Source organism: Jiella endophytica (assembly GCF_004519335.1).
Lineage (GTDB): Bacteria > Pseudomonadota > Alphaproteobacteria > Rhizobiales > Rhizobiaceae > Jiella > Jiella endophytica.
In genome coordinates this window covers 589235-608874 of the sequence record NZ_SOZD01000004.1, presented here as the reverse complement: position 1 = coordinate 608874, position 19640 = coordinate 589235, and the positions used below count along the sequence as shown (strand labels likewise).

The window sequence follows — 19640 nt, the reverse complement described above, 5'->3', positions numbered from 1 at the left end:
CATCCGCAGCGAGGCAGCCACCGCGTCCGGCCCGTGGTCAGGGCAGTTCGCGGCAGGCTCGCCCCGCGTCGGTCAGCGGCCGAGATGGTGGGTCTGCTGCAACCCCCAGACCGGCGTCGGGATCCCCTCCATCCGCGCCTTGAGCTGGAGCGCGAGATAGAGCGAATAATGCCTGGACTGGTGGAGATTGCCGCCGTGGAACCACAGGTGCTCGATCTGGGTCGGCTTCCACATGTTGCGCTGTTCGCCTTCCCAGGGCCCCGGGTCCTTCGGCGTTTCCGAGCCGAGGCCCCAGACCTTGCCGACCTTGTCCGCCGCGTCCTGGCCGACGAGATCGGCGACCCAGCCGTTCATCGAGCCGTAGCCGGTGGCATAGACGATGAGGTCGGCGGGAAGCTCGGTGCCGTCGGCGAGCCTCACCCCCGTCTCGGTGATCTCTTCGACCTGGCCTGCCTTCAGCTTGATCTTGCCGTCGATGATCAGCTGCGAGGCGCCGACGTCGATATAGTAGCCTGAGCCCCGCCGGAGGTATTTCATGAAGAGGCCGGAGCCGTCCGGCCCCCAGTCGAGCTGGAAGCCGGCCTTTTCCAGCGCCGCGTAGAAGGCTTCGTCGACCTCTCGGATCTTGTCGTAGATCGGGATCTGGAACTCGTGCAGGATCTTGTAGGGGATCGAGGCGAAGATCATGTCCGCCTTGTGGGTGTCGATCCCGGATTTCAGCGCCCGCTCGGAATAGAGATCGCCGAGGCCGTATTCCATCAGCGGCTCGGACCGGACGATATGGGTGGTCGAGCGCTGCACCATGGTGACGTCGGCACCGCCTTCGTAGAGCGCGGCGCAGATGTCGTGGGCCGAGTTGTTCGAGCCGATGACGACGACCTTTTTGCCCCTGTAGGCGTCGGGGCCGGGATGCTGCGAGGAATGCTGCTGCTCGCCCTTGAACCGGTCCTTCCCGGGAAAGGCGGGAATGTTCGGCTTGCCCGACATGCCGGTGGCAAAGACCAGTTCCTTCGGCCGGAGCGTGACTTCCTCGCCGTCCCGCTCGACGACGACCTCCCATTCGCCCTTGTCCTCGTCGTAGCGGGCGCTCCTGGCGGTCGTCTTTGCCCAGTAGTTCAGCTCCATCACCCGGGCGTACATTTCCAGCCAGTCGCCGATCTTGTCCTTCGGCGAAAACACCGGCCAGTTCTTCGGGAACTGCAGATAGGGGAGGTGGTCGTACCAGACCGGATCGTGCAGGCAGAGCGACTTGTAGCGCTTGCGCCAGGAATCGCCCGGCCTGTCGTTCTTCTCGACGATGATCGTCGGGACGCCGAGCTGGCGCAGCCGCGCGCCGAGGGCGATACCGCCCTGGCCGCCGCCGATGATCACAGTGTAGGGCTGGGTACCGTAGCCGAGATCGCGCGCCTCTTCCTCGCGCTTTTCGAGCCAGCTCCTGCGATGGGTATCCGAGCCGTGCTCGGCGCCCATCGGGCGGCGCTCGCTCATCGGCTCCTCGAAACCTTTCAGCTCGGTCATCGCCGTCAGGAAGGTCCAGGCCTTGCCGTCCTTCAGCCGAACGACCCCTTCGCCGCGGGCGACGGCGGTCTCGAAGGTGAAGAAGCCGGTGACGAGACCGCCGGCCTCGCTCGGCTCTTCACTCAGCCTGAAGTTTCGCGGATTGACGCTGGAGAGAACCGCCGAGAGCATCTCGCGGACGCCTGCGGGGTTTTCGACCGTCCTGACGTTCCAGGTGAAGGCGACGAGATCGCGCCAGTAGCTCGTCGCGGCAAACAGCGATGCCGCCGTTTCGGCGTCGTTTGCGACGAGCGCGTTCTCGAAGTCGTTGAGCCAGGCTTCGGCCTTGGCGCGTGCGGGATTTGCCGCCGCTTCGGACGGACGCTCCAGTGTCTCGCTCATATTTCCTCCCAGGTGACTGACGCTGGCGCGAGAAGACGCGCCGATCATCGGCCGGTGCCCTTCTGACCATCGTCGGACCGTCCGCCTATTCTGGCGGTTTCAAAGGGTCCGGGGTCCTCCGGCCGAAAGTCTTAAGACTATGGGAGTGTGCGCCCGGCAATCGACGGACGCAAGCGGCACTGCGTGGCGCCGGTTTCGATGGGCTGCCCGAGGGGAAACGGGGCAGGCGCGGTTCCGGCGGGAGATCGGCCGCGGTCGCTCCTTGCCGAAACTTGCGGGGAGAATGCGGATTATTTGTTGCGGTCTTCGGGGAAGAAGACCGGGCCGACCATGCGGATTCCGCTCGAGGTGCGCCGGATCTTCGGTGCCGTCTTGGTCTCGACCGGCTCGCCGAGCGCCTTTTCGCGGGAGGTGGGGATTGGCAGGTCTGCAAGATGAAGTGATGAAACTTCGAAGCTCTTTTGAGAAGAATTGTCTTGAGCGAGCGCCGGAAGCGGCGCAAAGCCGATCGCTGCTGAAATGACGGCACACCTGAATGCTGGCGAAATCACGGGCTGCTCCTCGATGATCATGATGATCGCGCTCGATCGACTTGCAACATAAAGGCGGGCCCGGCGCCTCCGGTTCCCGCGAAATTTGAAATGAGGCTGATTTTTGACGCGCTCACAGGCGCCCGAGCGCGGCGTCGCGGGCGCTGCAGGCCTGAAAAAAATTTCGATAGTCCGGTCTGGCAGAAGCGGCGCGAAGAGGACTGGCGCTCGCTGGAAAATGCCTGGCCGCAGAACGGCTTGATGAAACTGGCTGAAAAATTTGGGTGGGAGAGCCTCTGCTCACCCATCCCCCTCGCTGATCGAGACGACGATGCCGTCTCTCCCCCTGTTCGTTCTTTCGGCGGTCCTTAGAGGACGTCGATCTTCACCGGTGCGGTGCCGGAGTTCAGCATCCCGATGCGGGAGGCGGCCGCCCGCGACAGGTCGATCACCCGGCCATGGGCATAGGGCCCGCGATCGTTGATCCGCACCACCACCGACTTGCCGTTGCGCCGGTTGGTGACTCGCACCTTCGTGCCGAAGGGCAGGGACTTATGGGCGGCGGTCATGGCGTTCATGTTGAAGCGTTCGCCATTGGCGGTGCGCCGTCCGTGAAAGCGCTTGCCATAGTAGGATGCGTTGCCGGCACGGGCCTGCTTGGCACCGGCAAAAGCCTCGGCGGAAACGAGCGGCGCCTGGGTGAGCGCCGGCGCTGCGAGAAGGGCAACCGCCAGGGCGATGGTCTTCGTGATGTTCATCAAGTCTCTTTCGCTGATGTCGTCGGGTTTTGGCTGGCCGCTCTGTCGTCAACGGATTTGACCAAACAATGATCAGAAATCGGCGAGAGGAAGATTTTTTCCGGGCAGGCGGAACCTTTTCCAGTTTGCCGCAACCTTCTGGCCGCGAAGTGGAAAATTATGATCGTGCGGCGGCTGGAATGCGACATCGGTGTCGCATTTGCGCGAATTGCGGCAGCCGTCACGCGTGACGAGCGAGCGTCCGGCGAGACCCCGCAAAGCCCTGCCGTGCCAGGCAATACCGCCCGTCCGGCGGCCGCGGCAGGTTGCCGCCCGGCATTGGTCGGCGCTTGCGGCGGGGTCGGCTTTGAGCTATCAGCCGCGGCGGGACACCTCTCCCCAACGAGAGGCGCCTATCTGAAAGGGTAGCTACAAGATGGCACAGACTTTGAAGCCGGACCTGCGTCCGGCCAATCCCCGCTTTTCGTCCGGACCCTGCGTGAAACGACCCGGCTGGTCGCTTCAGGCGCTGGAAGATGCCGCGCTTGGGCGCTCGCATCGCGCCAAGATCGGCAAGTCGAAACTTGCCAAGGCGATCGACGGAACCCGCGAAATCCTCGGCGTTCCCGCCGACTATCGGATCGGCATCGTGCCGGCGTCGGACACCGGCGCGGTCGAGATGGCGATGTGGTCGCTGCTCGGGGCGCGCGGCACCGACGTCCTCGCCTGGGAATCCTTCGGCTCGGGCTGGGTGACCGATGCGGTCAAGCAGCTGAAGCTGTCCGACGTGCGCAAGTTCGAGGCGCCCTATGGCGAGATCGTCGACTTCGCCGACGTCGACTTCGACCGTGACGTCGTCTTCACCTGGAACGGCACGACGTCGGGCGTGAAGGTGCCGAATGGCGACAAGATCCCTGCCGATCGCGCTGGCCTCACCATCTGCGACGCCACCTCGGCGGCTTTCGCCCAGGACCTTCCCTGGCAGAAGCTCGATGTCGTTACCTTCTCCTGGCAGAAGGTGATGGGCGGCGAGGCGGCCCACGGCATGCTGATCCTCTCGCCGAGAGCCGTCGAGCGGCTGGAGAGCTACAGCCCGGCCTGGCCGCTGCCGAAGATCTTCCGCATGACCAAGGGCGGCAAGCTGATCGAGGGCATCTTCAAGGGCGAGACGATCAACACCCCCTCGATGCTGGCGACCGAGGACTATCTCGACGCGCTTGCCTGGGGCAAGCAGATCGGCGGGCTCGAGGCGCTGAAGGCCCGCGCGAACGCCAATCTGAAGGTGATCGAGGACTTCGTCGCCGCCAATGACTGGATCGGTTTCCTCGCCCAGCGGCCGGAGATCCGCTCCAACACCTCGGTGTGCCTGACCTTCACCGATCCCGACCTCGTCGCCGAGAGCGAAGACGCCCAGAACGCCTTTGCCAAGGGCGTCGCCTCGCTGCTCGAGAAGGAGGGCGTCGCCCTCGACATCGGCGCCTATCGCGACGCTCCGGCCGGCCTCAGGATCTGGTGCGGCGCGACCGTCGAGGCCACCGACCTCGAAGCGCTGATGCCCTGGCTCGCCTGGGCCTATCAGACGCAGAAGGGCGAGCTGAAGAAGGCGGCCTGAGGGCCGGCGTCTCCTTATCCCTCGTCCTGAGGTGCCACCATTGGTGGCGTCAACGGGCGAGGGATGACGGGCGCTCCGCCCCTCGCCCTTCGAGGCTCGCTTCGCTCGCACCTCAGGATGAGGGGCTCGGGACGGTCGCCGCTCGCATCAGGTCTCATGCGTCGTCATCCCGGGCGTGAGCCGAGTTCGACGCTGCGAGATCCAATTCTTCGGTCGGCTCGTCCGCCCGGCATTTCCGGGCTCTGGCCGAACCCCAACGCTTCGTCATCCCGGGCTTGACCCGGGATCCATGCTTCGCCGTTTCGGCGGCAGTCCGGTCGAGGACGAGCCTCGACCCGATCAGTTCAGGTTCTGCGGTTTGGAATGGATCCCGGCTCAAGGCCGGGATGACGAACCTTCCAAGATCCGCGTCTTTCATCCTCACGGCGCAGGCCACGTCGCCGGCGCCGCACCGTAAAGGACCAACCCCATGGCACCTCGCGTTCTCGTTTCCGACGCGCTTTCCGAAACCGCCGTCCAGATCTTCAAGGACCGCGGCATCGAAGTCGACTTCCAGCCGCAGCTCGGCAAGGACAAGGACAAGCTGCTCGAGATCATCGGCAACTATGACGGCCTCGCCATCCGTTCGGCCACCAAGGTCACCGAGAAGATCATCGACGCGGCGACTAATCTGAAGGTCGTCGGGCGCGCCGGCATCGGCGTCGACAACGTCGACATCCCGGCGGCCAGCCGCAAGGGTATCATCGTGATGAACACGCCCTTCGGCAATTCGATCACCACCGCCGAACACGCCATCGGCCTGATGTTCGCCGTCGCCCGCGAGCTGCCCGCCGCCGACGCCTCCACCCAGGCCGGCAAGTGGGAGAAGAACCGCTTCATGGGCGTCGAGATCACCGGCAAGACGCTCGGCGTCGTCGGCTGCGGCAATATCGGCTCGATCGTCGCCTCAAGAGGCGTCGGCCTGAAGATGCGCGTCGTCGCCTTCGATCCGTTCCTGTCGACCGAGCGGGCCGCCCAGCTCGGCATCGAGAAGGTCGAGCTCGACGAACTGTTCAAGCGCGCCGACTTCATCACCCTCCACACGCCGATGACTGACAAGACCCGCGGCATCATCAACGCGGCGGCGATCGCCAAGATGAAGGACGGCGTCAGGATCATCAACTGCGCCAGGGGCGGCCTGATCGTCGAGGCGGACCTTGCCGAAGCTTTGAAGAGCGGCAAGGTGGCGGGCGCCGGCGTCGACGTCTTCGAGACCGAACCGGCCAAGGAGAGCGTCCTCTTCGGCCTGCCGGGCGTCGTCTGCACGCCGCATCTCGGCGCCTCGACCTCCGAGGCCCAGGAGAACGTCGCGCTGCAGGTGGCCGAGCAGATGTCGGACTATCTCCTGCGCGGCGCAGTCTCGAATGCGATCAACATGCCGTCGATCACCGCCGAGGAGGCGCCGATCCTCACCCCCTTCGTCAAGCTCGCCGAATGCCTCGGCGCTTTCGTCGGCCAGGTGACGGAAGAGCCGATCAAGTCGGTCGAGATCGTCTATGACGGCACGGTCGCGACGATGAACACCAAGGCGCTCACCTCGGCGGCGCTCGCCGGGCTGATGAAGAGCCAGACGCCCGACGTCAACATGGTCTCGGCGCCGGTGATGGCGAAGGAGCGCGGCATCCAGGTGACGGAATCGCGGCGCGACCAGTCCGGCGTCTTCGAGACCTATATCAAGCTGACGATCACCACCGAGAAGCAGACCCGCGACGTCGCCGGCACCGTCTTCTCGGACGGAAAGCCGCGCTTCATCCAGATCAAGGGGATCAATCTCGACGCCGAGATCGGCCGCTACATGGTCTACACCACCAACAACGACGCGCCGGGCATCATCGGCCTGCTCGGAACGACCTTCGGCCAGGCGAATGTCAACATCGCCAACTTCCAGCTCGGCCGCAACCGGCCGGGCGGCGACGCCATTGCGCTGCTCTATGTCGATTCGCCGGTGCCGGAGGAGGTGCTCGACGCGGTGCGCGCCCACAAGGCGATCGCCAGCGCCAAGCCGCTGACCTTCGACGTCGCGGAAGTCACGGCCTGAGGGCGAAGCATCTGCCCGGTCTCCCGGCAGCGTGATGTGAGAAACCGGATGTGCCGGCGACCTTCGTGTCGCCGGCACATTTTTTCGTGTGCGGGCTGACGACACCGCTGGTATCGACGATGGGCGGCCAGAGGCATTGACCCGAAGATCGGCACCGGTCCCCGCCGGGCACGACGATAGGGGGAGGGTCCCTCTTGCGTCCAATCGCACAAACGGCGCTCCAGCCCCGGCGCGCCAGGTGAGCATGGTGCAGAGCGTCACGCAGAGAGATACAGATGAGCCAGTCAGAGACCGTTTCGATCCGCGTTCCAGCCGGCCTGCCGGAGCGGACCGTTCTCGAAGGACGTTATGTCCGGCTCGAGCCCCTCGACGCGGAGAGGCATGCGGGCGACCTCTTCGACGCCGTCGCTGCCAATGCCGATGCGAGGCATCGCTGGCTGTTCGAACATGCGCCGGCCGACCGACCGGCGATGCGGCAATGGGCGGAAAGGGCCGCCGCGTCGAAGGATCCGCTGTTCTCGGCGGTGGTCGACAGGGCGACGGGCCGGGCCGGCGGGCGCCAGTCGCTGATGCGGATCACCCCCGATCATGGCGTCGTCGAGATCGGCAATATCCTCTGGGGCGAGGGGATTGCCGGCACGCGGCTTGCCACCGAGGCGCTCTATCTTTCGGCCGTCTACGTCTTCGAGACGCTCGGCTATCGCCGCTTCGAATGGAAATGCAACGACCTCAACGAGCCGTCGAAGCGCGCGGCCAGCCGCTTCGGCTTCAGTTTCGAGGGCGTCTTCCGCCAGCACATGGTGGTAAAGGGCGAAAACCGCGACACGGCGTGGTTCGCCATGCTCGACCGGGATTGGGCGGATCTGAAGGTCGGCTACGAGGCCTGGCTCGATCCCGCCAATTTCGACGCCAAGGGGCGGCAACAGCAGAAATTGAGCCTGCCGCGCTGATACCGGCCGTCTGGCGACGGACCATCGATCGCAGGCACAGGGCGGCGCTGACGCTTTGGCCGCGCTCGTCGCACCGGCGGACGTCCGCTGCCGCCTTTTGGGGGCATGTTGTGAAGCAGGCCCGCAGGGCCGCGGCGTCGTTTCGATAAGTTAGAGTGTCAGTGGCGCGTCCGGTTGGACGCTCGACGCTCTGCTCAGAGCGGCTCAGCTGCGGCCGCGCTTGACGGTCCTCTTCGCAGCGGCGCGCGGGGCGGGCGGAGCCGCTTTCACCTCTTCGGCCTCGCGTGCCAGCCGCAATGCCCTGAGCTTTGCCGACTTCTCGCGCTGGGCGTCGGATTCCTGACGGATCAGCGTCATCGCCGATCCCTTTTCATGGCGGTCGACCGGCGCGCCGAAGACGCGTTCGGCCCGTGCCAGGACTTTTTCGTTCATGATTGTCTCGCTTTTGGTCGTCGGGTGCCCGCGCATCCATCGGTGGTGCAGCGAGGCCCCGAAATCAGCCCGCCGCGTGATTGTCGCGCGATCCGTGTCGGATGGTCGGGCTTGGTTTGTAAGATAGGGCGACGAACCGATCCGAACAATCGTTCCGGCAATTTGTCCGGTTTTAGACCCGGCGCCTGTCGCGGCCATTCTCGGCGGGCGCTCGCGGCGCTACGGCGCCTTTCCCACAAGAGTGGGAGCAGCGGAACGGCCGTCATCTTTGCCATCCGCCGAAACGAAAAAAGGCCGGGCGGGCCCGACCTTCCTCTTCTACCCGTCGACGCTGCCAGTACATCCGTGGTCAGCGTGTCGGAGCAAGTGGCTTAGACAGCCTGCAGATTGTCGGCCGAGGAACGGCCGGTGCGGCGGTCGGTGACCACCTCGAACTGCAGCTTCTGCCCCTCGACGATGGTGCCGAGGCCGGCGCGCTCGACGGCGGTGGCGTGGACGAACACGTCCTGCGAGCCACCCTCCGGCGCGATGAAGCCGAAACCCTTCTGGGTATTGAAAAACTTGACGGTACCAACAGGCATGACGATCTCCTTCGTATCGACATATTGATCGGATCGAGCCGAGTGCCCGAGCCTTGTTTTCGATTTTGAAGAGAAGATCAGTCGGTGCGCCCCTGTCCCTTGGTGGTGATGACTCACCTGATGCCGAAGCGGCGGGCGCGGAACCGAAATTTTACAAGCAAGATCGATGACTTGAATATGGACTTTTATTGTGTTCGCCGCAAGGCGGCGGGCAAATTTTAGTTTTCGCGGGCAGCCGATGCGACGAATGCGGCCAGGCGCCCGTTCGATCCCGGGACCGGAAAGGTGACCGCGATGGTCGCGGACGGCAACTCTTCTCGGGATTCCGCTCGTCCCGCATCCGGAAGGCTGCCGATCAGGCCGCGAGCTGATGCCTTTTCGAAGATCGGCCGCTCCGGCAATCTCCGTTTGCCCTTTCGGCAGGACTCCGCCACTCTGTCGGCCGGGCACTGCGGCGGGCCGGCGATCGGCCCGCGCCAATGCGGCTGGGAGGCCGTTGCGGTTCGGCGCATTGCTCCTGAGAGTTTCGTTCCGGGAGGAGACACGCATGCAATTTCTGAAGACGATGCTTCTGGCAGGCGCTGCCACAGCGCTCGCCACCGCGGCGATGGCGCAGGATGGCAAGGGGATCAGCGACGACGCCGTGAAGATCGGCATGATCCTCGACATGTCCGGCGCCTATTCCGCCCTCGACGGCCAGGGCTCGGTCGCCGCCGTCCAGATGGCGATCGACGAGATGGGCGGCAAGGTCGCCGGCAAGCCGATCGAGCTGATGTCGGGCGATCACCAGAACAAGGCCGATATCGGCTCCAACATCGCCCGCCAGTGGGCCGACCAGGAGCATGTCGACCTGATCCTCGGCGGTGCCAATTCCGGCGTCGGCATCGCGCTGCAGGGGATCACCGCGGAGAAGAACGTCGCCTATATCAACAATGGCGGTGCCACCAACGCGCTGACCAACGAGAATTGCGCGCCGGAGACCGGGCTCCACTGGACCTACGACACCGACGCTCTCGCCAACGGCACCGCCGTCGCGATGGTGAAGGAGGGCAACAAGTCCTGGTACTTCATCACCGCCGACTACACCTTCGGTCACAATCTCGAAAAGACCGCCGCCAACGCCGTGAAGGCCAACGGCGGCGAGGTCGTCGGCGACGTCGCGGCGCCATTCCCGACGCCTGACTTTTCGTCCTTCCTCCTGCAGGCCCAGGGCTCCGGCGCGCAGGTGATCGGCCTTGCCAACGCCGGCACCGACACCCAGAACTCGGTCAAGCAGGCGCAGGAATTCGGCATCGTCCAGGGCGGCCAGAAGCTCGCCTCGCTGCTGCTCTTCATCACCGACGTCGACGCCCTCGGTCTCGACGCGGCGCAAGGCCTGACGCTAACCACCGGCTTCTACTGGGACTTCGACGAGAAGTCCCGCGAGTGGAGCGCCAAATACGAGGAGAAGACCGGCCAGAAGCCCTCGATGGTGCAGGCCGGCATGTATTCCTCGGCGCTGCAGTATCTGAAGGCGGTCGACGCGGCCGGCACCGACGATCCGAAGACGGTGGTTGCGAAGCTGAAGGAAATGCCCATCGAGGACGCCTTCGCCCGCAACGGCAAGGTCCGCGCCGACGGGCTGATGGTCCACGACATGTATCTCGCCCAGGTGAAGACGCCGGACGAGAGCAAGGAGAAGTGGGACTACTACAAGATCATCCGCACGATCCCCGGCGACGACGCCTTCCAGCCGCTCGACAAGGGCAGCTGCGAAGCGGCGAAGAAGATGTGATGGACTGACGGCAATGGTCCGCGGGCCTTTGGCTCGCGGACGACGGGGCCCTGCCCATCGGCGCTGGCCAGGATGCAAGGCCCATCGACGCTTCGTCATCCCGGCCCCCGAGCCGGGATCCATTCCTCGGCGGCGAAGCGTCGATCCGGTTCAGGATGCGTGCTCGGGTCGGATGCGACTTGGCGGCTCGAACGATTTGGAATGGATCCCGGGTCAAGCCCGGGATGACGAGGCGTCGAGGGGTTTGGCGGACCTGAGCGGTCGCACTGCTGTCACGCTCAGATCGCCTCGCCCCTCAACAGGCGCGGGCTCGGCCCCTTGGTCAGCCCGGCGGCCTGGCCGATGAAGAAATCCTTCAGCGCAGGCGCGCGGTCGACCAGCGACAGGCCGAAGGAGCGGGCCATGCGCAGCACCGAATTGTCGTTGGAGAAAAGCCTGTTCAGAACGTCCGTGGTGACGCCCATCTGGACGGTGTCGAATCTCCGCCAGCGCTGATAGCCCTCCAGAACGTCGAGCGCGCCGATGTCGAGGCCGCGGCGCTCGGCGTCGACGACGGTTTCGGCCAGCGCCGCCGCGTCCTTGAAGCCGAGATTGAGCCCCTGGCCGGCGATCGGATGGATCCCGTGGGCGGCATCGCCGGCGAGCGCAATGCGCGGCTTGACGAAGTCGCGGGCGAGCGTCAGCCCCAGTGGAAACGCGCGGCGCGGCCCCTCGACGGTGAGCGCGCCGAGCTTGTGGCCAAAGCGCTGCTCGAGCTCCAGTTCGAACACCATGTCGTCGGCATCGACGAGGCGCTCGGCCTCGCGGGTCGGCTCGGTCCAGACCAGCGAGGAGCGATTGCCCTTCAAAGGCAGGATGGCGAAGGGGCCCGAGGGAAGGAAATGCTCCTCGGCCCGGCCCTCATGTGGGCGCTCGTGGCCGACCGTCGCGACGATGCCGGACTGGCCGTAGTCCCAGTGCAGGGTGCGGATGCCGGCCATGTCACGGATCGCCGACTTCACGCCGTCGCAGGCGACCAGCAGCCGGGCGGCGAGCGTCGAGCCGTCCGAAAGGCGCACGTCGACATGGCCGACGGCCTCGGAGATGCCGGAGACGGCGATGCCCTGGCGGATGGCGATGCCGAGCTCGCCGGCGCGCTGCCTCAGGGCGCCGTTGAGCGCCACATTCGGCATCATGTGAGCGAAGGGCTCGCCCGGCTGCGCCTCACCGCCGAAGGTCAAAAAAACCGGGCGGATGGCGTCGCCGGTCCTGGAATCGGTGACGATCATCTCGGTGATCGGCTGGGCCTCGTCGCGGATCTGAGTCCAGATCCCCAGCTGTTCGAGCATGCGCACGGCGGCGGCGGCAACCGCCGACGCGCGGCCGTCCTTTTCCCAGACACCTTCCGGCGCTGCGTCCGCAATGGCGATATTCAGATGCGGCGCGGCCTGCTTGATCGCGACAGCGGTCGTCAACCCGACATAGCCGGCGCCGGCGACGAGGATGTCGACCATCCCGGTCGGCGTTTCGAAGGGTGTCTCGCTCATCGTCTCGTCTCCGATCTGCACCGGCCCCCGGAGGAGCGCGCAGGATTTCGTCTGGCTGCGGCGCCGGAGCGGGAGGCGGCCTTGCGGCTCTCTCCTCCATCTGCGACGTCCCCCAAGAGGGATCGACCCCGCAAGCCTTTGCGATCTCATTGAGCGCATTGTAGGAACCACAGCGCACCCGCCTGGAGTATCTATGGATGAGCGACCCGGTTGAACAGCTTCTGGCGATCCTCGACCTCGAAAAACTCGAGGAGGATCTCTATCGCGGCGTCAGCCCGGACAATGGCTGGCAGCGGGTCTTCGGCGGCCAGGTGATCGCCCAGGCGCTGTCAGCCGCCATCCGCACCGTTCCCGAAGAGCGCGGCTGCCACTCGCTGCACGCCTATTTCATGCGGCCGGGCGATCCGGCGATCCCGATCGTCTATGCCGTCGACCGGATCCGCGACGGCCGCTCCTTCACCACCCGGCGCGTGGTGGCGATGCAGCACGGCGCGGCGATCTTTTCGCTGTCCGCTTCGTTCCAGAGGCACGAGGCAGGCTTCGAGCACCAGCTGGCGATGCCGGACATCCCCAAGCCGGACGAACTGCCCGACGCCAAGGCGCTGGAGGAGACGCTGCTCCAGAACGCCTCGCCGGCGGTCAGGCGCTACTTTCAGCGGCAGCGGGCGATCGAGTTCCGGCCGATCTTCATGGAACACTACCTGTCCGACGACCGGCTGGAGCCCTATCAGCACGTCTGGGTGCGCTGCCGCGGCGAGATCGGCGACGATCCGATGCTGAACACCGTCATCCTCGCCTATCTTTCCGACATGACGCTGCTCGACACCGCGCTGTTCGCCCATGGCCTGTCGGTCTTCGACGAGCGGGTGCAGGCGGCGAGCCTCGACCACGCCATGTGGTTCCATCGGCCAGCGAGGGTCTCGGAGTGGATGCTATATACGCAGGATTCCCCATCCTCCTCCGGCGGGCGCGGTCTCACCCGCGGCTCGCTCTACGGGCTCGACGGCACGTTGATCGCCTCCGTCGCGCAGGAGGGGCTGATCCGCCCGCGGCGCGGGGAGACATAGCCTGTCGAGACGGCGCGCGGCGTATCCGTTGCCGTTGTGTCGTCGGCAGCCACGCCGAAAGGGTAGGACCCTCACGCCACCCGCCGCGCAATCCTGCGACCTCACCGCGTGACCATTCCGCCGATCGGTGATGCGCCGGGGACGATCGCAACGCAGGGACCGTTTGCGGCGCGTGCTGAACCGGCGCGCTTGCACTGGCCTCGCCCGACGTTGCACATTGCCTGACCAGATGGTCAAAAAATCGGGAAGGCTCATCATGCCGGATGCGGCGCGGCTCACGACCCATGTCCTCGACACCATGCATGGCCGGCCGGCCGCGGGTATCCGCATCGAGCTCGCGCGATACGAGGGCGCCGGCACCGCGACCCTGAAGACCGTCTCGACCAATGACGACGGGCGCGTCGACGCGCCGCTGTTGTCCGGGGAGGACCTGCGGCCCGGCGAATACGGGCTGACATTCTTCGTCGCGGAGTATTTCCGCAAGGCTGGGGTCGATCTTCCCGAACCGCCCTTTCTGAACGTCGTGCCGATCCGCTTCGGCATCGCAGGGCCGGCGCACTATCACGTGCCGCTGCTGATCAGCCCCTATGCCTACTCGACCTATCGGGGAAGCTGATGCCGCAAGCGCCGAACCTCTCTCCCCGGCCGATCCGCTTCCTGCTCAATGGCGAGAAGCGCGAGGTGACCGGCGAGACACCGACGACCACGCTGCTCGACTATCTGCGCGGACCCGAGCGCCTGACCGGCACCAAGGAAGGCTGCGCCGAGGGCGACTGCGGTGCCTGCACCGTGCTGGTTTCGGAGCCGGACGGCTCCGGCGGCATTTCCCGCCGCTCGGCCAATGCCTGTATCCAGTTCCTGCCGGCCATGAACGGCCGGGCGATCGAGACCATCGAGCATCTCGGCCGCGATGGCCTGACGCCGCTGCAGACGGCGATGGTGGAAAACCACGCCAGCCAGTGCGGCTTCTGCACCCCCGGCTTCGTCATGCAGCTGCATGCCGGCTGGCTCACCGGCGCGCTCACCGACCGCCAGTCGGTGAAGGACGCGATCTCCGGCAATCTGTGCCGCTGCACCGGCTACGGCCCGATCGTCGAGGCCGGGCTCGAGATCGCCGGCGAGCCCGTGCCCGATACGGCTGCGGAGGACGCTGCGCTGTCGGCGGGGCTGGCGGAAATGGAGGGCGAGGGGGTCTTTGCCTATGAGGCGAGAGGCCACCGGTGGTACGCCCCGACCAATGTCGACGATCTCGCCGACACCTATGCCGCCAATCCCGACGCCGTCCTCGTCGCCGGGGCGACCGATGTCGGCCTCTGGGTGACAAAACAGTATCGCGAGCTGCCGGTGATGATCGACGTCAGCCATGTGCGCGACCTGAAGGTGATCGAGGAGGCGGCGGGCCGGGTCTATTTCGGCGCGGCGATCACCCATCGCGAGGCGCGCGACGTGCTCGCAGGCATCCATCCTGATCTCGGCGAAATGCTGCGGCGCTTCGCTGGGGCGCAGATCCGCAATGCCGGCACGATCGGCGGCAACATCGCCAACGGTTCGCCGATCGGCGACCTGCCGCCCTGTTTCATCGCCCTCGGCAGCCGGTTGTTCCTGAGGAAGGGCGACGACCTGCGGATCGTACCGCTCGAGGATTTCTTCATCGACTACGGCAGGCAGGACCGGGGCAAGGGCGAATTCGTCGCCGCCGTAGAGGTGCCGCGGCTTGCCGACAACCAGCGCTTCTTCGCCCACAAGATCTCCAAGCGCTTCGACTCGGACATCTCGGCGGTGATGGCGGCTTTCTGCCTGACCTTTGACGGCGATGTGGTGAGCGAGGCGCGGCTTGCCTTCGGCGGCATGGCCGGCATTCCGAAGCGGGCGAAGGCGGCCGAGGCGGCGCTGATCGGCCGGCCCTTCGACGGCGTCGCGGCGAGGGATGCGATGGCGGCGATGGCGGAGGATTTTTCGCCGCTGACTGACATGCGGGCATCGAGCGACTACCGGCTGAAGACGGCGCAGAACCTTCTGAAGCGCTTCCAGCTGGAGCTTTCCGGCGCGGCGAGCGCCCGCATCGCCGTAGTCGGCCCGGACGCCCTTGACCTCGCCGCGATCGGGGGAGCGGCGTGATGGACCAGACGAGGATCCAGGACCGCTCCGGCGCCGGCGAGCCGGGGCTCGCCGAGCTGAACGAGCGCCCGCCGAGCCACGAGACCCGCATCAAGGGTGGGGTGGCGACGCCGACCGCCCATGACAGCGGGATCAAGCATGTCACCGGCGCCGCCCGCTACACGGATGACGAACTTGAACTGCCGGGCACGTTACAGGTCTTCATTGCCATGTCGGCCCGCGCCCATGCGCGGATCACCCGGCTCGACCTTGCGGCCGTCAAAGGCGCACCCGGTGTCGCCGTCGTGCTGACGGCGGCCGACATTCCCGGCCAGAACGACTATTCGCCGGTCTTCGGCGACGATCCGATCTTCCCGGCGCTCGAGGGAGAAGCTGCCGTCGTCCAATATGTCGGCCAGCCGCTCTTTGCCGTCGCCGCCGAGACCGAGCTGCAAGCACGGGCGGCGGCGAAGCTCGCGGCGGTGGAATATCAGGATCTGCCGGCGGCGATCTCGATCGACGAGGCGATCGCCCATGCCGACGAGGCCGGCGAAGACCTCTTGCCGGCCTACGAGATGCGGCTCGGCGATGCGGAGGCCGCGCTCGAATCGGCGCAGATGCGCGCGAAGGGCCGCGTCGAGGTCGGCGGCCAGGATCACTTCTATCTGGAAGGCCAGATCGCTTATGCGGTGCCCCAGGAGGACGGCGACATCTTTGTCCGCTCCTCCACCCAGCATCCGTCCGAGGTTCAGCACAACGTCGCCAAGATGCTGGGTGTGCCGGACCATGCGGTGACGGTGGAGTTGAGGCGCATGGGCGGCGGCTTTGGCGGCAAGGAAAGCCAGCCGGCGCTGTTTGCCGCCGTCGCGGCGCTCGCCGCGACGAAGACCGGGCGGCCGGCGAAATGCCGGCTCGACCGCGACGACGACATGGAGATGACCGGCAAGCGCCACGAAACGCGCATCAACTACGATCTCGGCTTCGCCGCGGACGGGACGATCATCGCCGCCGATTTCGAGCAGGTCGTGCGCTGCGGCTATTCCCGCGATCTTTCCGCGGCGATCGCCGACCGGGCGATGTTTCATGCCGACAACGCCTATGACCTGAAAGCCGCGCGGATCCTGTCGCGGCGGCTGAAGACGCACACCGTTTCCAACACCGCCTTCAGGGGCTTCGGCGGGCCGCAGGGCATGGTCGGCATCGAGCGGGCGATGGACGAGATTGCCTTTCTGACCGGGCTCGATCCCCTCGACGTCAGGAAGCGGAACTTCTATCCGGCCATCGGCGAAGAGCCGGCGGCGACGCCCTACCACATGAAGGTCACCGACAGCGTCATCGCCGAGATCGTCGAGGCGCTGGAAGCCTCCTCGGACTACCGGGTCCGACGCGAGGCGGTGCAGGCCTTCAATGCGAAGAGCCCGATCCTGAAGAAGGGCCTTGCCCTGACGCCGGTGAAGTTCGGCATCTCCTTCACGACCACCCATCTCAACCAGGCCGGCGCCCTCGTCCATGTCTATAAGGACGGTTCGGTGCATCTCAATCACGGCGGCACCGAGATGGGCCAGGGGCTGTTCGTCAAGGTGGCGCAGGTGGTCGCCGAAGAGTTCCAGATCGATCTCGCCCGGGTGAAGATCACCGCGACCACCACCGCCAAGGTGCCGAACACCTCGGCGACGGCGGCCTCCTCCGGCTCCGACCTCAACGGCATGGCGGCGCTGAACGCCGCCCGCACGATCAAGGACCGGCTCATCGGCTTTGCTTCGGAGCGCTACCACGTGCCGCCCGAGCAGGTGGTGTTCCAGGCAAACCGGGTCTTGATCGGCAACATGGAGAAGCGCTTTTCCGATCTCGTCGGCGAGGCCTATCTCGCCCGCATCTCGCTGTCCTCGACGGGCTTCTACGCCACTCCGGAGATCGAATACGACCGGGAGAAGGCGAGCGGCCGACCCTTTTACTATTTCGCCTATGGGGCGGCCTGTTCGGAAGTCGTCATCGACACGCTGACGGGTGAATATCGGCTGCTGCGTGCGGACATTCTGCACGACGTCGGCAAGTCGCTGAACCCGGCGATCGACATGGGCCAGATCGAAGGCGGCTTCATGCAAGGGGTTGGCTGGCTGACCACCGAGGAGCTCTGGTGGAACGACAAGGGCCGGCTGATGACCCACGCCCCCTCGACCTACAAGATCCCGACCGCCAACGACCGGCCGGACGACTTCAGGATCGCCATCTGGGAGAAGGGCGAGAACCGCGCCGAGACCGTCTATCGCTCGAAAGCCGTCGGCGAGCCGCCCTTCATGCTGGCGATCTCGGTGTTCTCGGCCCTGACTGACGCGCTGATCGCGGCGGGAGAGGGCAGGGCGTTTCCGCGGCTCGACGCCCCGGCGACGCCGGAGCGTGTGTTGAAGGCGGTGGAGGATGTGCGGGGTGGATAGCCGAATGTCCACCCGGCTGCAAACGCCTCAAAGTTCGGCCGGATTATCTTGTCGATGGTACTAATTAATGGTACTAAATTGAGATGAGGAGGCGACATCGGCGGACGCTTCATGCGATCTTCGCACGGCCCGTTAGCGGTACGATCCGCTGGGACGACATTGAAGCACTGCTGATTGATCTCGGTGGTCGGCTCGAAGAGCGGGCAGGGTCGAGGGTCGGCGTGATCCTGTTTGGCGAAATCCGTGTCTTTCATCGTCCGCACCCTCTCCCGGAAACCGACAAAGGTGCGGTCGTGTCGATCAGGAAATGGCTCGAATCGAACGGGGTAAGGCCGTCATGAACAATGTGATGGAAATCGATGGTCAGAAGGCGGTCGTCACGTTCGATCCAGAAATCGGGATGTTTCGCGGCGAATTCGTGAACCTGAATGGCGGAGCGGATTTTTACGCCACGAGCGTCGATGGATTGAAGGAGGAGGGACATCTCTCCCTCAAGACTTATCTCGAGATGTGCACCGAGAACGGTATCGAGCCGTTTCGCGGCTTTTCGGGAAAATTCAACGTCCGGATCGAAGCGGGGCTGCATGAGGCAGCCGTAACCGCCGCGAGAGCACAGCAGAAGAGCCTCAATGAGTGGGTCGGAGAGGCGATCGAACGTGCGACGCAGGATGGATGAGTGGCAGGCTTGAGTGAAATGACAAGTCTCTCGGCTCGCCAATGCCACTCTCGAGCAGTCCGAGGCGATGCGGGGAAGGGTCGTTTGACGTAATGGCGCCGCGGCACCCCCCTCTGTCCTGCCGGACATCTCCTCAAGGGGGGAGATTGGAGGCGGCGCGGCTTTCACCTTTTCCAGAAACGTGGCTGCCGCGACGAACGCCGGATTTGAGGCAGCGGCGTCGGCGCGAGATCGATCTCCCCCCTTGCGGGGGAGATGTCCGGCAGGACAGAGGGGGGCGCGACAGGCTGCAGACGTCTGATCGGCTCGCAAGCGTCAATAGCCGCAGCGGTCCGGGATGCAATCTGGCGCGCACGGAATGACCCGTCTCCTCGCCGCTGCCCATGCAGCCCAAGAACGTGCCGATCCCGCCTTTCTCGTCACCGTCGAGACGGCTCTCGGCTCGACGCCCCGCGAGGCCGGGGCGCGGATGCTGGTGACCGCGCAAGAGGTCGCCGGCACGATCGGCGGCGGCCGGCTTGAATTCGACGCAATCGACCAGGCAAGGGCGATGATCGCCGCCGGCGAGACGGAAGCGGCGATCGACGTGCCGCTCGGGCCAGAGATCGGCCAGTGCTGCGGCGGCCGGGTGGGACTGTCCTTCCAACGGCTCGATGCGGCGCTGCTTGCGGCGATCGCGGCGGATGACGAGCGGGCGAGGGCAAGGCTTCCGGCCGTCATGATCTTCGGTGCGGGGCATACCGGCCGGGCGCTGGCGACGGCGATGGCGCCGCTGCCGCTTGCCGTCGGCCTCGTCGATTCGCGGCCGGAAACGCTTCGCGGTCTGCCGCAGGCCGTGCGAGCGGTCGCCGCCGCGATGCCGGAAGCGCTGGTCGAGGACGCGCCGCCCGGCGCCGCCTTCGTCGTGATGACCCACGAGCATTCCCTGGACTTCCTCATCGCCGCCGCCGCGCTCGCCCGGGGCGATGCCGCCTATGTCGGCATGATCGGCTCGGCCACCAAGCGCGAGCGGTTTCGCCGCCATCTGGCCGAAGAGCGGCGCGAGGCCGATGCCGCCCGCCTCACTTTGCCGATCGGCGGGGCGGGCCTGCGCGACAAGCGGCCCGAGGTGATCGCCGCGCTCGCCGCCGCGGAGATCGCCACTTGCCTGTTAAAACATCAGGGAGAAACGCTGCCGTGAAGCTTGGCATGAGCCGGTTGCGGATGCCATAGTGAAGCGGCGTCGAACGGTTGGGCAGGGATCGGGG

General features: G+C 65.8%; 17 protein-coding genes. 11 read left to right on the top strand and 6 right to left on the bottom strand.

Annotation, left to right across the window (positions count from 1 at the left end):
- Nucleotides 1-72 precede the first annotated feature (72 nt).
- From E3C22_RS15745 to E3C22_RS15735, 3 genes are all read right to left on the bottom strand, one after another.
- Nucleotides 73-1899, bottom strand: coding sequence for an NAD(P)/FAD-dependent oxidoreductase (locus E3C22_RS15745; protein ID WP_134762973.1), 1827 nt, complete (start codon nucleotides 1897-1899; stop codon nucleotides 73-75).
- Between the two features lie 290 nt (nucleotides 1900-2189).
- Complete coding sequence (locus E3C22_RS15740) at nucleotides 2190-2471, bottom strand: hypothetical protein (RefSeq protein WP_134762972.1); 282 nt, start codon at nucleotides 2469-2471, stop codon at nucleotides 2190-2192.
- 326 nt (nucleotides 2472-2797) lie between these two features.
- Nucleotides 2798-3187, bottom strand: coding sequence for a septal ring lytic transglycosylase RlpA family protein (locus tag E3C22_RS15735; RefSeq protein WP_134762971.1), 390 nt, complete (start codon nucleotides 3185-3187; stop codon nucleotides 2798-2800).
- A 415-nt stretch (nucleotides 3188-3602) separates the two neighbouring features.
- Between E3C22_RS15735 and E3C22_RS15730 the strand changes: the two genes are divergently transcribed.
- The 3 genes from E3C22_RS15730 (at nucleotide 3603) to E3C22_RS15720 (ending at nucleotide 7805) form a co-directional block, all read left to right on the top strand.
- Nucleotides 3603-4778, top strand: coding sequence for a phosphoserine transaminase (locus tag E3C22_RS15730; protein WP_134762970.1), 1176 nt, complete (start codon nucleotides 3603-3605; stop codon nucleotides 4776-4778).
- Nucleotides 4779-5247: 469 nt separating this feature from the next.
- Nucleotides 5248-6855, top strand: a complete 1608-nt coding sequence (gene serA / locus E3C22_RS15725) for a phosphoglycerate dehydrogenase (RefSeq protein ID WP_134762969.1) — start codon at nucleotides 5248-5250, stop codon at nucleotides 6853-6855.
- Nucleotides 6856-7130: 275 nt separating this feature from the next.
- Nucleotides 7131-7805, top strand: coding sequence for a GNAT family N-acetyltransferase (locus E3C22_RS15720; protein WP_134762968.1), 675 nt, complete (start codon nucleotides 7131-7133; stop codon nucleotides 7803-7805).
- A gap of 204 nt (nucleotides 7806-8009) precedes the next feature.
- On the opposite strand, the gene E3C22_RS24665 is transcribed toward E3C22_RS15720, so the two are convergent.
- Together E3C22_RS24665 and E3C22_RS15710 are read right to left on the bottom strand one after the other, a co-directional pair.
- Entirely contained in the window at nucleotides 8010-8435 is a 426-nt protein-coding gene (locus E3C22_RS24665; protein WP_206026974.1) for a hypothetical protein, read from the bottom strand.
- Nucleotides 8436-8608: 173 nt separating this feature from the next.
- Complete coding sequence (locus E3C22_RS15710) at nucleotides 8609-8818, bottom strand: cold-shock protein (protein WP_134762967.1); 210 nt, start codon at nucleotides 8816-8818, stop codon at nucleotides 8609-8611.
- A 547-nt stretch (nucleotides 8819-9365) separates the two neighbouring features.
- Between E3C22_RS15710 and E3C22_RS15705 the strand changes: the two genes are divergently transcribed.
- Nucleotides 9366-10592 carry an ABC transporter substrate-binding protein gene (locus E3C22_RS15705; RefSeq protein WP_134762966.1) on the top strand — a complete coding sequence of 409 codons (1227 nt, stop codon included), beginning with the start codon at nucleotides 9366-9368 and terminating at the stop codon, nucleotides 10590-10592.
- Nucleotides 10593-10870: 278 nt separating this feature from the next.
- Here E3C22_RS15705 and E3C22_RS15700 read toward each other — a convergent pair whose 3' ends face one another.
- Nucleotides 10871-12085 (bottom strand): ubiquinone biosynthesis hydroxylase, encoded by a 1215-nt coding sequence (locus tag E3C22_RS15700; RefSeq protein WP_134763045.1) that lies wholly within the window; start codon nucleotides 12083-12085, stop codon nucleotides 10871-10873.
- Between the two features lie 230 nt (nucleotides 12086-12315).
- Between E3C22_RS15700 and tesB the strand changes: the two genes are divergently transcribed.
- The 7 genes from tesB to xdhC all read left to right on the top strand — a co-directional run bounded on the left by tesB (nucleotide 12316) and on the right by xdhC (nucleotide 19573).
- Entirely contained in the window at nucleotides 12316-13185 is an 870-nt protein-coding gene (tesB, locus tag E3C22_RS15695; protein WP_134762965.1) for an acyl-CoA thioesterase II, read from the top strand.
- A 256-nt stretch (nucleotides 13186-13441) separates the two neighbouring features.
- Nucleotides 13442-13801, top strand: a complete 360-nt coding sequence (gene uraH, locus E3C22_RS15690; RefSeq protein WP_134762964.1) for a hydroxyisourate hydrolase — start codon at nucleotides 13442-13444, stop codon at nucleotides 13799-13801.
- Nucleotides 13801-15303: a xanthine dehydrogenase small subunit gene (gene xdhA, locus E3C22_RS15685; RefSeq protein ID WP_134762963.1), complete on the top strand. Its 1503-nt coding sequence runs from the start codon at nucleotides 13801-13803 to the stop codon at nucleotides 15301-15303. Before uraH ends, xdhA begins: the two co-directional genes overlap by 1 nt.
- The gene (gene xdhB / locus E3C22_RS15680) at nucleotides 15303-17717 is read left to right on the top strand and encodes a xanthine dehydrogenase molybdopterin binding subunit (RefSeq protein WP_134762962.1); all 2415 of its coding nucleotides are present in this window, start codon (nucleotides 15303-15305) and stop codon (nucleotides 17715-17717) included. Before xdhA ends, xdhB begins: the two co-directional genes overlap by 1 nt.
- An 83-nt stretch (nucleotides 17718-17800) precedes the next feature.
- Nucleotides 17801-18058, top strand: a complete 258-nt coding sequence (locus E3C22_RS15675) for a type II toxin-antitoxin system HicA family toxin (RefSeq protein ID WP_134762961.1) — start codon at nucleotides 17801-17803, stop codon at nucleotides 18056-18058.
- Nucleotides 18055-18393 carry a type II toxin-antitoxin system HicB family antitoxin gene (locus E3C22_RS15670; RefSeq protein ID WP_134762960.1) on the top strand — a complete coding sequence of 113 codons (339 nt, stop codon included), beginning with the start codon at nucleotides 18055-18057 and terminating at the stop codon, nucleotides 18391-18393. Before E3C22_RS15675 ends, E3C22_RS15670 begins: the two co-directional genes overlap by 4 nt.
- Before the next feature lie 358 nt (nucleotides 18394-18751).
- Nucleotides 18752-19573 (top strand): xanthine dehydrogenase accessory protein XdhC, encoded by an 822-nt coding sequence (xdhC, locus tag E3C22_RS15660; RefSeq protein WP_134762959.1) that lies wholly within the window; start codon nucleotides 18752-18754, stop codon nucleotides 19571-19573.
- The last annotated feature ends 67 nt before the right edge of the window (nucleotides 19574-19640 follow it).

Bases quoted from the DNA above. Each gene is read 5' to 3' on its own strand.
- E3C22_RS15720 (WP_134762968.1), top strand. From the start codon at position 7,131: ATGAGCCAGTCAGAGACCGTTTCGATCCGCGTTCCAGCCGGCCTGCCG.
- E3C22_RS15740 (WP_134762972.1), bottom strand. From the start codon at position 2,471: ATGATCATCGAGGAGCAGCCCGTGATTTCGCCAGCATTCAGGTGTGCC.
- tesB (WP_134762965.1), top strand. From the start codon at position 12,316: ATGAGCGACCCGGTTGAACAGCTTCTGGCGATCCTCGACCTCGAAAAA.
- E3C22_RS24665 (WP_206026974.1), bottom strand. From the start codon at position 8,435: ATGGCCGCGACAGGCGCCGGGTCTAAAACCGGACAAATTGCCGGAACG.
- uraH (WP_134762964.1), top strand. From the start codon at position 13,442: ATGCCGGATGCGGCGCGGCTCACGACCCATGTCCTCGACACCATGCAT.
- xdhA (WP_134762963.1), top strand. From the start codon at position 13,801: ATGCCGCAAGCGCCGAACCTCTCTCCCCGGCCGATCCGCTTCCTGCTC.
- E3C22_RS15710 (WP_134762967.1), bottom strand. From the start codon at position 8,818: ATGCCTGTTGGTACCGTCAAGTTTTTCAATACCCAGAAGGGTTTCGGC.
- serA (WP_134762969.1), top strand. From the start codon at position 5,248: ATGGCACCTCGCGTTCTCGTTTCCGACGCGCTTTCCGAAACCGCCGTC.
- xdhB (WP_134762962.1), top strand. From the start codon at position 15,303: ATGGACCAGACGAGGATCCAGGACCGCTCCGGCGCCGGCGAGCCGGGG.
- E3C22_RS15700 (WP_134763045.1), bottom strand. From the start codon at position 12,085: ATGGTCGACATCCTCGTCGCCGGCGCCGGCTATGTCGGGTTGACGACC.
- E3C22_RS15670 (WP_134762960.1), top strand. From the start codon at position 18,055: ATGAACAATGTGATGGAAATCGATGGTCAGAAGGCGGTCGTCACGTTC.
- E3C22_RS15745 (WP_134762973.1), bottom strand. From the start codon at position 1,899: ATGAGCGAGACACTGGAGCGTCCGTCCGAAGCGGCGGCAAATCCCGCA.
- E3C22_RS15705 (WP_134762966.1), top strand. From the start codon at position 9,366: ATGCAATTTCTGAAGACGATGCTTCTGGCAGGCGCTGCCACAGCGCTC.
- E3C22_RS15730 (WP_134762970.1), top strand. From the start codon at position 3,603: ATGGCACAGACTTTGAAGCCGGACCTGCGTCCGGCCAATCCCCGCTTT.
- E3C22_RS15735 (WP_134762971.1), bottom strand. From the start codon at position 3,187: ATGAACATCACGAAGACCATCGCCCTGGCGGTTGCCCTTCTCGCAGCG.
- E3C22_RS15675 (WP_134762961.1), top strand. From the start codon at position 17,801: ATGAGGAGGCGACATCGGCGGACGCTTCATGCGATCTTCGCACGGCCC.
- xdhC (WP_134762959.1), top strand. From the start codon at position 18,752: ATGACCCGTCTCCTCGCCGCTGCCCATGCAGCCCAAGAACGTGCCGAT.